Below are 12,275 nucleotides of genomic sequence, written 5' to 3'. Positions count from 1 at the left end.
CGAAATAAGGTTATAACTTTGCAAGTCAATAACGGGAGTACATGAATTTAGGTAAACTTATACATACATTATTAAAGCGTCAGACAGAAGTATATGTCAAAGGTCTAGGGGTATTCAAAAGAATATATACTCCGGCAACTTTCGATGCTAAAAAAAATGTATTCTTGCCACCTATTACCTTTATTGAGTTTGATTCAAGATCTGCTGAAGGTTATGATTTTGTCTCATACGTACAGCAGATGAAGCAAAACGACCGTTTAGAGGCTGAGCAAGAGGTAGATGTAGCTATACGTAGCATCGTTGAGCAACTAAACCAAAAAGGTCAGGCTAAGTTAGATGATTTAGGCTATTTAGTTAGTTACGGTGACAGCTATGTCTTCAAGGCTATTGATCTTAGTGGATTTAATTATGAATCCATGGAGGATAAATTTTATTTGCCTGCCGACGAAGAACCCAAACCAATCATTGAAGAATTTTCGAGAGAGGAGATTGTAATTACCAATCCGCCTGTAGAAGAAAGCAAGGATACGGAGGGACAGCTCACAGCACCGGAGGAACCGGCGGCGAATTTGATTCCCGTGAGTACGAAGATGGAAGAACTACCTCCCGAAGATGAAGAGGTACAGATGAAATCGAATAAGGCAATGTGGTACGGGCTGGTAGCTATGTTGGCTATTTTGATTCTTGGCGGAATATATTATTATAGCGTCCGGGATATGAACAAAAAAGCATCTCCTACCGTAGTGCTTCAACCAGTGGATGTGGTAACTCCCGAAATATTGATCGATACAAATCAGGTAATGGTTGAGCAAGATACGTTGACGCCAAATGACTCGGATAGTTTAGACATGTTGATGGAATCGGAGGAACCACCATCTACACCTAAACATATGTATCAAATTGTGATAGGTTCGCACCGTACGTTAGCACAGGCTTATCAACAGGCCGAAGCTTTTCATAAAGATGGGCATAAACGTGTAAAGGTGGTATCTCCCAATCTTGCCCACAATCGTAAGAAAGTGGTGTGGGATACATATGAGACAAAACAGGAGATGGATTCGGCATTAAATTATGTTCAAAAACATATTATTGCAGATGCCTGGCCTGATAAAATTAGATAGAATAAAAAACCATTACAATAAATTTTATAGATTACTATGTCATTATTACAAGACAATCTAACAGTAGACACGTTGAGCCAAGTTCAACAACAGTCAGTACAATTAGCCACACAAGAAGAGAATTTGAATTTGATTCAGCTCATGATGAAGGGCGGTTGGATCATGATTCCTATTTTGTTACTTTTCTTTCTCGGATTAGTAATCTTTATTGAACGGTATATTACGATCAGGAATGCCTCGCGATCGGATGGGGGATTGATGGCGCAGGTAAAAAGTAATGTGTTGTCGGGCAAGCTAGATGCCGCTATCGCTGTATGTCGCTCAAGTAATTCTGCGCTATCACGTATGTTACAAAAAGGGTTAACACGCGTGGGACGTCCGATTAAAGATATCGAAGGCGCTATAGAAAACGTTGGTAAGTTAGAAGTGTCCAAATTGGAAAAAAATATTAATATCCTGGGTATTATTGCTGGTATTGCTCCGATGTTAGGTTTCGTAGGAACTATCTTCGGTGTTATTCAAATTTTCCGCGAGGTTGAAATTGCAGGAGGTATCGATATCGGTACGGTTTCAGGTGGACTTTATGTGAAGATGATCGCTTCAGCTTCTGGATTGACTATAGGTATTTTAGCCTATATAGGCTACCACATTTTGAATATGATGGTTGAACGTCTAATCTTACGTATGGAGACAGAGGCGGTAGAGTTTATTGATTTATTGGACGAACCGGGAGTATAGTATGAATATACGAAATAGACGAAATAGACCTGTTGCAGAGGTACATACAGCAGCGTTGAATGATATCATGTTTTTCTTGATGTTATTTTTTCTCTTGGCTTCTGCTGTTGCTAATCCACAGGTGGTAAAGTTGTTATTACCTCGATCAAGTGCGGGAGAACAGTCTGTTGCGAAGAAAACTGTTACGGTCTCCGTGACCAGTGATTTAGCTTATCATGTTGATAAGCAGGTAGTTCCCTATGAGGCGCTAGAAGGGGCATTACAATCACGTATGAATACAGGCGAAGAAGTAACTATTATGTTATATGCCGACAGTACAGTACCTATTCAAAATGTGATTTCGGTAATGGATATCGCAAATAGACTGAAAATAAAATTGGTGCTGGCTACGGAGCCTAAAAAAGACTAGTAATATGATGACCTTTGTTAAACTTATTTGTGAATCATAGGTCATACTCAAAAGTAGAAGTGTATGTATTATCATCTTAAAGAAGAAAATAATATGCCAAGGGCGTTAGGCTATTCGTCCCTCGTAATGGTTATACTAATCGCTATAGGCTTCTTTATTGTCTTTGGTCAAAGCGACTTGCCTGAATATGGCACGGGAGGTATTATTGTTAACTATGGTACAGCAGAGGAAGGAATGGGGGACGATTATATGGCAGTTGAGGAACCGTCACTTGATGAAAATGCTAACAATGTGAGACCCGATAAAATAGATCCAGCAGAAACACCTATTCCAACACCTACACAGCAGACAGCAGACAAAGTTGTGGCTACGCAAGATATGGATGATGCTCCAGCTGTTACCAAGGCTGAAAAACCACTGAAAACAACTGCTGTTGAAACAACGACCGAAAAGAAAAATAGCACACCAACGGTAAATACAAATGCCTTATATAAAGGTAAAAAAAATAACGCAACTGGATCGGGAGATGGTACCGGATCTACACCAGGTAATCAGGGCTCCGAATTGGGTGATCCATTAGCTAGTAATTACGGTGAGGGCGGATCTGGTTTTGGGGATGCGATGATTTCACTCGCAAACAGGCGTTTTACAGTCGCTCCTAAAATTGACGACAATGGTCAACAACGCGGTAGGGTTGCTGTTGAATTTAAGGTGGACAAAAATGGTGTAATTACTTATGCGCGTTCAGGTGCAAAAGGTACCACAATAAGTGACGGTACACTATGGTCAAAGTGTGAAAGAGCGGTTAGAGGTGCTCGTCTTAACCAAATTGCAAATGCACCAGATAGCCAGACAGGGGTCATTATTTTCAATTTTAGATTGAGATAGAGGCGAAATACTCCTGAGAGTTCGTAAATTACGCAAAGAGATATTCTACATTTCTACTAAAAATCAAGCAACATAGATATGCACTCTTATACGGAAGTCATTGCGTGCTTATATAGTCGCTTGCCTGTGTTTACACGTGATGGCGCCTCAGCCTATAAAAAAGATTTGGATCGCACATTGGAATTATGTGCCGCGATAGATAATCCCCAGCATAAATTTAAAACGATTCATGTAGGAGGAACAAATGGAAAGGGCTCATCTTCCCATATGCTGGCAGCTATTTTATCTTCTGCGGGCTATAAAACCGGGTTATATACTTCTCCGCATTTAATCGATTTCCGCGAACGCGTGCGTATTGACGGTAAAATGATTGCTGAACAGTTTATCGTTGACTATGTAAATAAACACAAAGATCTAATAGAACAAGTAAATCCTTCTTTTTTCGAGGCAACTGTGGCTCTGGCTTTTGACTATTTTGCAAGAGAACGTGTTGACATTGCCATTATCGAAGTGGGACTGGGAGGCCGTTTGGATAGCACAAATATTATCACGCCAGAGGTTGCTTTAATTACTAATATTGGTCTGGATCACATGGATCTGCTTGGTGGTACAATTCAAGAAATTGCAAATGAGAAGGCTGGTATAATCAAAGCAAACACGCCTATTGTTATCTCCGAATTTGATCCGATTGTCGCTCCCATATTTGAAGCGAAAGCGCAAGAGCTTCAGGCTCCGCTATTATTTGCAGATCAGATATATGATGTAGTAAGAATATCCAAAGAGATTGATAGTCAGTTAATACAGGTTAAGGGGCCTTCTATAAACAATAGGCTGAAACTAGATTTGAGCGGTTCGTATCAGCTAAAAAATATTATTGGCGTATTGGCAGTTGTAGATCAAGTCCGTAAAGCTGGATTTGAGATATCCGCAAAAGCGCTTGAGCGGGGATTGGCTAACGTACAGCAGCTAACAGGATTTCAAGGTCGTTGGCAAACTATATCTACGAATCCGTTAATCATCTGTGATACCGGTCATAATGAGGATGGCATAAAAGAAGTTGTTAAAAACCTGCTGGACGTTTCCTATAGAAAATTGCATATTGTTATTGGGGCAATGAAAGACAAGGATCTAGACCATATGCTGCCATTCTTGCCCAAAGATGCTACCTATTATTTTTCTAAACCAGACATGCCTCGAGCGATGGCTTCTCAAGAGTTACGAGAAAAGGCAACGATTTACGGATTGTCTGGTCAGTCGTTCGATTCCGTTTTCCATGCATTGAAAGCTTCGAAGGATGCCTTTCAAGAGGGTGATCTCATATTTGTAGGTGGTAGTAATTTTGTCGTGGCCGAGGTGTTGCAGTCGTTAATTTAATGCAAGCTGTAAAGTGCTTTTGAAATTTATCAAATTCCCCTTATTACTCTCATATATAAAATCCGTTAGACTTTTGCTGTCGAAATTAAAATCACCTACTATGGCAAGTTGTAGTTTATACGTTGCGAATTTTTGAAGAATTTCTCCTGCTAATTTGGTTTTCAGATCAAAAAAACTAGGGTTTATATTTTTTTGATACACAATCAATTTGTCAAAACCTTGATAATATACATCCCCCATTAAGTCCGTTGCATCTTCTAGGGTTGTAAATATTTCTTTCGAAATGATGAGTTCTGCTATATTTTTGTTAGCTATTCGGTGTGCTATTAGTTGCATGTGTTGTGTTTTTTCTAATCATTTATTGTTAATTCTCCCCGGATATCCTTTTGCATATAGTAGGCTACTTCTTGTTGATTAGCGAGCTCCCCCTGTAAATACATCAGCTTCGTTACTGCTGCTTCAAAAGTCATGTCATATCCGTTCAGTACGCCTATAGCTTTAAGTCCTTGGGAAGTTTCATACCGACCTAATTCAACGGAACCAACTTTACATTGCGAGATATCGACAATATTTTTGCCTTGCCGAATGCAGTCTTCTAATAGATTTAAAAACCAAGTGTCAGTCATCGTATTGCCGGAACCAAAAGTCTCCATTACAATTCCTCTTACGTCTGAACTTAGAACGGCTTCAACAGTGATTCTGCTAATTCCTGGGAACAATTTAAGTACGGCTACACGATTGTCAAGTTGGGTGTGTAAAACAAATGATTTTCCACTATTGTCTAACAATGCATCATCGTTATATTTCAGATGAATACCAGCTTCTACAAGCACTGGGTAATTTGGAGAACGAAAAGCCTCAAATTTTGCGGAATTATACTTGAAGGAGCGATTACCTCGAAACAGTTTATTGTCAAATAAAATGCAGACTTCTTGGATTATGGATCGTCCCTCCCTCTTTGCAGAAGCGATTTCTAAAGCAGTCATCAAGTTTTCCCGTGCATCTGTCCGAATCTCACCGATAGGTAATTGCGATCCGGAAAATATCACAGGTTTTTGTAAGCCCTCAAGCATAAAACTTAATACTGATGCTGAAAAGGCCATCGTATCTGAGCCATGCAATATGACAAATCCATCGTAGGCGTCATAATTGTCTTTGATTAGCTGGGCCATTTCCAACCAAACTGAAGGATTCATATTCGAAGAATCGATAATAGGCGTAAAAGAATGTACGGTCAGCTTGTAGTTGAGTCGGCTTAAGTCGGGTAGATTATTTGCGATAAGCTCAAAGTCGAATGGAACAAAAGTGCCGGTTTCCGGATCTTGGACCATTCCAATGGTTCCTCCGGTATATATGATAAATATGTTATTCATTTTTTTACACTTAATAAGTGAAACTGCCATGCATTTTATGGATTCCGTTTGATTTGGCGCATTCATGATATCAAATTCCAAAAACGGTTACTGAATTTCTAGTCGTAATTTCCGCCAATTCAGCCATATTTATTTGATGGAGATCAGCCACTTTTTCGGCTATATAATGCAAATAAGAACTTTCATTTTCTTTGCCTCGGAACGGACTGGGCGCAAGATAGGGAGCATCTGTTTCCAAAACGATATGTTCAAGCTCGATTTCTTTTACGACATGATCCAATCCTGCTTTCTTGTACGTAACCACGCCTCCGATGCCTAATTTAAAGCCTAGGGCGATAGCACGATGAGCCTGTTCCAAAGTCCCAGTGAAACAGTGAAAAACTCCGAATAGCTTATCGTCCTTTAATTCACCTAGTAGTTCGAATATTTCCTCAAATGCTTCCCTACAGTGGATATCGATTGGAAGTCCAAGTTCCTTTGCCCAATTTACTTGGGTACGAAAAGCATCTTTCTGTATATCTAGGGTGCTCTTATCCCAGTAAAGATCTAATCCGATCTCGCCTATAGCATATATCTGGTGGTTGCTGATCGCCTTCTCGATGATCTTTAGCTCAGCCTTATAATTAGTCTTGACGCTGCACGGATGTAGTCCTAACATAGGAAAGCAATTTTCTGGATAAGCCATGACTGTGTCAAATACGGGCTGAATGGATTGACTGTCTACATTGGGAAGAAAAAGCCGGGTGACGTTTTTAGCAAAGCAATGCTTTAATTGTGCATCCAAACTTTCCGAGTTTGCATGATAGTAAATATGGGTATGGGTATCGGTAAGTTGGTAATTAGGTGTCATTATGATGTATTTGCGCTGTTCAAAAATAGTGTTTTGTGTTATAATGACCTAATTCCATACAAAAAAAGCGATTCCATTAATGGAATCGCTTTTTTATTTAAAATTTGTTAAGATAAAGTCGTTTTATCTGCTTTTTTTAATCTTAGTTTGCAGGCTGACCAGGTGTCGGTTGAGGTAGTGACGGTGGTGTCGCGGCTCCTGTACCTTTTATTACATCGACTAATTCAATGTCGAATACCAATGGCGCATAAGGAGGAATTTTACCTTGGCCGCCACGTTCACCATAGCCCAATGATGAAGGAATGATTAATGTAGCTTTACTACCTTTGTTTAATAACTGAAGACCTTCCGTCCAACCTTGAATAACCGGGTCATTTCCGATACTGAAACGAATAGGTTCGTACGGACGCATAGGGTTGAATTGATTCTCTTTCTTCGCTAGCTCAGGATCGCTTGTGTCAAAGATAGTTCCATTTGTCAATTTACCTGTGTAATTAACGACTACGGTGTCACCTAATGCAGGTTTTTCACCTTTACCTTCTTCGTTAACAATATATTGTAAACCAGAAGCTGTTTTCTTAGGTTCTAATTTGTTTGAGGAAACGTAAGCAGTGATTTTACCTTCTTCTCCTTTTTTCAAACCTTCAATTTCAGTTTCGAAGTACTTATTTACTTGGGCGTAAATAGCTGAATCTGTTAATTGTCCTTTTTTAAAGTGCTTTCTAACTTTCACGGTGAAGGTAACAAATTTATCAGCGAACTCCGGTTTTGGTTGACCCGTTTTTGCTGCCATTGTATCTAAGTTAAGACGGAAGATAGCACTATCGCCCTCGCCCAACATTTTAAACATGGAGTTGTAATCTCCGGCGTATAACCCGGGGATCGAATCAGGAGCAATATTTACGATTTGAGGTAATCCCATATCGTAAGTGCTATTTAATAGTGAGTCATTTCTGTCAGATGTGACGGTCATGTCTACCGACAATAGATCGCCGGAAGCCGCTTTCTCTGCGCCTTCGTCATCAACAATTTTGTACTCAAGACCACCATCACCCTTCTTGAAGTTTTGGCATGAAGCAGCAGTTAATAATACCGCCGCGGATAGAAATAGAATTGATTTCTTCATTTTATTTAATACTACTTATTTACGTTATTAATAGTTCTTTGTATTCTGGTAAAATAGATTTAAATGTATTTACTACGGTCGCTAAAGCGGCGGTAGAACTTCCGCCAGAGGCATTCAGGTGTCCACCACCATTGAAATATTTCTTACATATTTCATTGCAAGGAATGTCTCCAATCGATCGCAAAGATAGTTTAATTAATTCGGTTCTGTCAACAATTAGTGCCGCAAGTCGAACACCTTTTACAGAGAGTGCGTAATTGACCAAACCTTCCGTATCTCCTGTGCTTATTTCGAATTGTGCCAAATCATCTTTGCTAATGGAAAATAATGCAGTATTGTATTCAGGAATTACTTCAAGACAATTTAAAAGGCAGTATCCCAAAAACTTCAGTCGCCTCTCGGTGGAGCTATTGTAGATATGTTCATGAATTTCCCAATTACGGGCACCGGCTTCTATTAAACTAGCGATAATATGGTGGACTGCTGATGTAGTGGAGCGGAAACGAAAAGAGCCTGTATCGGTCATGATGCCAGCATATAGGCAAGTAGCAATAGAGGCATCGATAAATTCTTTTCCTTCTAAGATATCAGCAATGAAGGTGTAAATTAATTGTGCTGTGGCAGCGGCATTCGAATCCCAATAAGTCAACTGAGCAAAATCCTCGGGATCCAAGTGATGATCTATCATCCATTTTTGTGCAGAAGCTTCGCGTATATGTTTTTCTAGAATATTCGTACGGGAGAGGGCACTGTAATCCAGACAAAAAATGATATCAGCCTCGCTTAATAGCTGCTTAGCTTTTTCTGGATTTTCCGGATAAGATATAATTAGCTCCCGCCCCGGTAACCAATCTAGAAAAGTAGGGAAATCCGATGAAACGACTACATTTACCTCATGGTTTTTTGTTTTTAACCAGTGGTAAAGACCTAAAGATGAGCCTAAAGCATCACCGTCGGGTTTATGATGAGTAGTGATTACAATTTTTCTAGGTTCGGTCAGTAATTTTAAATTCTCTTCTCCTTGTAGCATATTATTATTATGGGTACAAACGTACTAATAAATAATGTTCTTGTAAAATTATTTTTGATGTCGAAAAGCATAAAGTTTGTGGTCTCTTCGCATGCACAATAGAAACGTGTCACTATTGTAGTTTATTTTTCCATAGTAGAATAAAGGTTGTCCTTCTACCGGGAATCCATTGACTATCGATCCATCCGCATTAAGCAGATAGATGAGGTTGGTTGATTTAGATGCAATACCTATCAGAGCCAGTCCGGTAGCAGATCCGAAATATTGAGGTCTGTCTGAAATATCTTTTGTAAAATTATATTCGAAAAGCAGTTTTGAAGTGTCATTTATCGCGTATACGTGTATTCGGCTGCCATCGACAACAACCATTTCAGGAGCATTTGAGGAGGCGACATTTACGAAGTCTGCATAAAACTTAGCATTCCACTTGTCAGGTCGTGTGATGACAGGGGCTTTGGCGAGCGAAAACTTGTAGATGTTACTTGCAGTATCTGTAGCTAGAATGCTGAATTCTGTATTGCCTTCATCTAATGTTCCAATTGGGTTTCTAAAAACGACATTTCCTGGAGCGTCGATATGCTTGGTAATGCGACCTTGTTTGTCGAATAAGTAAATTCGTCCATAAGTGGTTCCTATTGCAAAATATTCGCCAACCACTTGTATTGAGCCGTTTATTTCGCCTGCAATGCTTTCGTCTTGAAAAAGATCAAGACGAGATCCTTCCATGTTGTATGTGTATATTTTTTTCTTCGTCGGAACCATAATTAATGATTGACCATTTACCGACGCAATGGTAGGAGTAGCAATCGGTTCTTCTGGTACGCCCGTAGAGAATCCTTTCATCGGTTTTCCAGAAGTATCAAAACGATACAGTCTATTTCGGTCTGTTACTAAGATAATGGATCGGTCAGCTATTTGAAGTAGGTCACCTACTACTCGTCCAGAAAATACAGACGACCATATCTTCGCGCCTGAAGGGGCGATCGCGTGCAGCGTATGATCTAACTCCTGAAGTAAAATGAATTGACTGGTGTCAGAATGTTCGAAGATGTAAGGTCTTGTAATTGCCCTATTTTCTAATGGATAAATCCATTCAGAAGTAGCTCCGAGAGCAGTTTTACTTTTATAGATCCCATATATGCGAGATAGAAAATTCCCGTTGTTACCGGATAGCTGAACTGACCAAGAGTAGAAGTCTTGGTAACCAAAATTGTCGCGATTCCTAAAGTTTTGCTGATAGTGCTGTGGTAGTGAGTTTAGTATTTTTGAATTTGCATTTTTGGTATGAACAAAAAGGGTAATATTAGCTTCATTTCCTTGTAGCTTTTCAAAACTTTTAAAACCTAAGGTTCCTGTTAGCAGGTTTTTGTTTTTCCAATCTTTTTGATATTCGCGAAGTGTGGTACTGCTGTTCGCTACAACGAGTACATTGGCTACTTGTGTTACATAAGGGCGTGGAAAGATTTTAAAAGCATCGCCATAGAAAGTATATAATAGATTTGAGTGCTTAAACCTATAGATTGAATCTCCTGTATCTTCAAATAACTCAGATTTAAGGTGGTTCCAAGATTGCGGGTCTTCCAGGCTTATGTAGCCCATATTAGTTTGGTTCGGCTGTTCGATCAATGCAAATTCCAAACCTAGTGCTTTCTGCAATTTATAAATGACAGTAGTATCTTGTTGAGATGTTAGTTGTTTGTATATTCTGTCGTTCTCCTTACGGAATTTAAGTAAGTTACTAATATCGTCGGTAAATTGTCTTCGGTCACTGATACTGTATTCCATGTACACAGCCGTTGAAGAGGGGAAAAAATTGTGGAGATATTGTGTCTTTTTACGTTGGTGGCGGAATAAAGCAATGTAATTTCCCTGAGTATTTTCGACTTCGCTTTCACCAGTCAACATTAAGGCGTCTTGTTTGAAATTAATATTCCACGCAGATTGTCCTTTCAGTTCTTCAAACTGTTTTATAAAGGAACCGGAACTTGTACGTTGGAAGTGTTCTAAGGCGGTGGGAAGTTGTTGGTGCGGGAAAAAGATACTTAATGGTGTGTTTCGGGAGCTATTTTTAATGAAATAATCGACCTGTTGCTCCGAAAGGTGCTTTGTTTCTTTGCTGACGATAGCCGCTAACAGCGGTTTAGCGTAGGAAGCAAAGAGTATGTTTTCATAGTAAATAACATACAAGGTAGAGTCAACATGGCCATTGTTGAAAGAGTATATTTGTTGATTTAGGGTGTCTTGTACTTGCACCTCATATTCTTTTTCCATTTGCTGGATGATTACAGGTAGTTCATCAGCTGCTATTTTTTCCGTATTTGGAATGGTAAATAGTGCTTCAACGGATTTTTTACGGTACGGATGAAACGAAATGTAAATTTCCGCATCCAATACGTACGGCTTTAAGGCATCATTGCGTAGTAGTTTTTTCTTGAACTCCGCCAGTCTTTCTGCTTCGCTAAAGCCGAGAATCGCATCAAACACCTCAAAATCTTTAAAGATATTGTCGGTTATTTCATCATTGCGAATGGATAAAACCAATAGCGTATTTTCGGGTAAGTACTGTAAAGGTTTGGTCGCCTCTTTGTGGTCCTTATTAAGGTCACCGAAGTAATAAATAGAAGCGCCAATTACAGCTATAAACAAAATAGCTGTTACGATAATCGTATTCCTCATAATACAAACCTACTTAATTATGATGCGAAAATAAAACCCGAACAAATAAAAAAGCGAAAATAGCTGTGCTTTTAAAGGATATTTTTTACATTTATAAGCAATATCTCAATTAAGTTGAACTTTTAGAAATTAGATGAATAAGCAGATTATATTGACGGCCTCTTTTTTGGGGTTGATCGCTGTTATATTGGGTGCGTTTGGTGCACACGGTTTAGAAGGGAAAATAAGCGAATACCATCTTGAAACCTGGAAGACCGCTAATCAATATCATTTTTATCATACTTTGGCGTTATTATTTTTGTCTACATTTTCAAGGGCTAAAAGTCCTTCGATACGTGTTTCGTACATCGCTTTTACAGCTGGAATCTTACTTTTTTCCGGTTCGCTATATGTGTTGAGTATACGATCTCTATTCGATATAGAGATCGCGTCTTGGCTTGGTCCGGTTACTCCTATAGGTGGGCTTTTTTTTATGACGGGGTGGATCGGGCTGTTTGTAGCAGCAATACGACATCGCGCTTAAGCCAAATATAATATATTTAACCTCGATAATTCTATTGTCGAAGTTTTTTACTACCCTGTGTTTTGAACGAAGGATTAATTTGTCGGTTTGCTTCTTTATAGAGAAAATAAATCTGACTCGCGCCGACGAAAGAGGTGGTAAAAAATGATTTAGAACATCCTTTCTTT

General features: G+C 39.2%; 12 protein-coding genes. 6 read left to right on the top strand and 6 right to left on the bottom strand.

Translation table 11 applies throughout. The annotated features are described in order from the left end of the window. Window positions 1–41 precede the first annotated feature (41 nt). The 5 genes from FAZ19_RS13360 to FAZ19_RS13340 all read left to right on the top strand — a co-directional run bounded on the left by FAZ19_RS13360 (window position 42) and on the right by FAZ19_RS13340 (window position 4,530). Complete coding sequence (locus FAZ19_RS13360; RefSeq protein WP_136821254.1) at window positions 42–1,121, top strand: HU domain-containing protein; 1,080 nt, start codon at window positions 42–44, stop codon at window positions 1,119–1,121. Between the two features lie 36 nt (window positions 1,122–1,157). Further along, entirely contained in the window at window positions 1,158–1,859 is a 702-nt protein-coding gene (locus FAZ19_RS13355) for a MotA/TolQ/ExbB proton channel family protein (RefSeq protein WP_136821253.1), read from the top strand. A 1-nt stretch (window position 1,860) separates the two neighbouring features. Next, the gene (locus FAZ19_RS13350; RefSeq protein WP_136821252.1) at window positions 1,861–2,268 is read left to right on the top strand and encodes an ExbD/TolR family protein; all 408 of its coding nucleotides are present in this window, start codon (window positions 1,861–1,863) and stop codon (window positions 2,266–2,268) included. A gap of 63 nt (window positions 2,269–2,331) precedes the next feature. After that, window positions 2,332–3,156 (top strand): energy transducer TonB, encoded by an 825-nt coding sequence (locus FAZ19_RS13345; protein WP_136821251.1) that lies wholly within the window; start codon window positions 2,332–2,334, stop codon window positions 3,154–3,156. 78 nt (window positions 3,157–3,234) lie between these two features. Continuing rightward, complete coding sequence (locus tag FAZ19_RS13340; RefSeq protein ID WP_136821250.1) at window positions 3,235–4,530, top strand: bifunctional folylpolyglutamate synthase/dihydrofolate synthase; 1,296 nt, start codon at window positions 3,235–3,237, stop codon at window positions 4,528–4,530. Here FAZ19_RS13340 and FAZ19_RS13335 read toward each other — a convergent pair. The 6 genes from FAZ19_RS13335 to FAZ19_RS13310 all read right to left on the bottom strand — a co-directional run bounded on the left by FAZ19_RS13335 (window position 4,522) and on the right by FAZ19_RS13310 (window position 11,585). After that, window positions 4,522–4,866, bottom strand: a complete 345-nt coding sequence (locus FAZ19_RS13335; RefSeq protein ID WP_136821249.1) for a DUF4180 domain-containing protein — start codon at window positions 4,864–4,866, stop codon at window positions 4,522–4,524. The two genes, FAZ19_RS13340 and FAZ19_RS13335, sit on opposite strands and share 9 nt — an antisense overlap. A 14-nt stretch (window positions 4,867–4,880) precedes the next feature. Beyond that, complete coding sequence (locus FAZ19_RS13330) at window positions 4,881–5,903, bottom strand: asparaginase (RefSeq protein WP_136821248.1); 1,023 nt, start codon at window positions 5,901–5,903, stop codon at window positions 4,881–4,883. A 70-nt stretch (window positions 5,904–5,973) separates the two neighbouring features. Next, window positions 5,974–6,753 (bottom strand): TatD family hydrolase, encoded by a 780-nt coding sequence (locus tag FAZ19_RS13325; RefSeq protein ID WP_136821247.1) that lies wholly within the window; start codon window positions 6,751–6,753, stop codon window positions 5,974–5,976. 142 nt (window positions 6,754–6,895) lie between these two features. Continuing rightward, window positions 6,896–7,879 carry an FKBP-type peptidyl-prolyl cis-trans isomerase gene (locus FAZ19_RS13320; protein ID WP_136821246.1) on the bottom strand — a complete coding sequence of 328 codons (984 nt, stop codon included), beginning with the start codon at window positions 7,877–7,879 and terminating at the stop codon, window positions 6,896–6,898. A gap of 19 nt (window positions 7,880–7,898) precedes the next feature. Beyond that, entirely contained in the window at window positions 7,899–8,909 is a 1,011-nt protein-coding gene (locus tag FAZ19_RS13315) for a DHH family phosphoesterase (RefSeq protein ID WP_136821245.1), read from the bottom strand. A 48-nt stretch (window positions 8,910–8,957) separates the two neighbouring features. Beyond that, window positions 8,958–11,585: a PQQ-binding-like beta-propeller repeat protein gene (locus FAZ19_RS13310; RefSeq protein WP_136821244.1), complete on the bottom strand. Its 2,628-nt coding sequence runs from the start codon at window positions 11,583–11,585 to the stop codon at window positions 8,958–8,960. A gap of 133 nt (window positions 11,586–11,718) precedes the next feature. Between FAZ19_RS13310 and FAZ19_RS13305 the strand changes: the two genes are divergently transcribed. After that, a complete protein-coding gene (locus FAZ19_RS13305; RefSeq protein ID WP_136821243.1) occupies window positions 11,719–12,108 on the top strand; it encodes a DUF423 domain-containing protein in 390 nt (129 codons plus the stop codon). The last annotated feature ends 167 nt before the right edge of the window (window positions 12,109–12,275 follow it).

This window comes from Sphingobacterium alkalisoli, assembly GCF_005049105.1.
Taxonomy (GTDB): domain Bacteria; phylum Bacteroidota; class Bacteroidia; order Sphingobacteriales; family Sphingobacteriaceae; genus Sphingobacterium; species Sphingobacterium alkalisoli.
The sequence above is the reverse complement of the archived record's forward strand: the minus strand, read 5'-3'. Positions and strand labels throughout refer to the sequence as shown.

Excerpts from the sequence above, each read along its gene's own strand:
- FAZ19_RS13330 (WP_136821248.1), bottom strand. The coding sequence starts at position 5,903 with ATGAATAACATATTTATCATATATACCGGAGGAACCATTGGAATGGTC.
- FAZ19_RS13320 (WP_136821246.1), bottom strand. The coding sequence starts at position 7,879 with ATGAAGAAATCAATTCTATTTCTATCCGCGGCGGTATTATTAACTGCT.
- FAZ19_RS13335 (WP_136821249.1), bottom strand. The coding sequence starts at position 4,866 with ATGCAACTAATAGCACACCGAATAGCTAACAAAAATATAGCAGAACTC.
- FAZ19_RS13310 (WP_136821244.1), bottom strand. The coding sequence starts at position 11,585 with ATGAGGAATACGATTATCGTAACAGCTATTTTGTTTATAGCTGTAATT.
- FAZ19_RS13305 (WP_136821243.1), top strand. The coding sequence starts at position 11,719 with ATGAATAAGCAGATTATATTGACGGCCTCTTTTTTGGGGTTGATCGCT.
- FAZ19_RS13315 (WP_136821245.1), bottom strand. The coding sequence starts at position 8,909 with ATGCTACAAGGAGAAGAGAATTTAAAATTACTGACCGAACCTAGAAAA.
- FAZ19_RS13360 (WP_136821254.1), top strand. The coding sequence starts at position 42 with ATGAATTTAGGTAAACTTATACATACATTATTAAAGCGTCAGACAGAA.
- FAZ19_RS13340 (WP_136821250.1), top strand. The coding sequence starts at position 3,235 with ATGCACTCTTATACGGAAGTCATTGCGTGCTTATATAGTCGCTTGCCT.
- FAZ19_RS13345 (WP_136821251.1), top strand. The coding sequence starts at position 2,332 with ATGTATTATCATCTTAAAGAAGAAAATAATATGCCAAGGGCGTTAGGC.
- FAZ19_RS13350 (WP_136821252.1), top strand. The coding sequence starts at position 1,861 with ATGAATATACGAAATAGACGAAATAGACCTGTTGCAGAGGTACATACA.
- FAZ19_RS13325 (WP_136821247.1), bottom strand. The coding sequence starts at position 6,753 with ATGACACCTAATTACCAACTTACCGATACCCATACCCATATTTACTAT.
- FAZ19_RS13355 (WP_136821253.1), top strand. The coding sequence starts at position 1,158 with ATGTCATTATTACAAGACAATCTAACAGTAGACACGTTGAGCCAAGTT.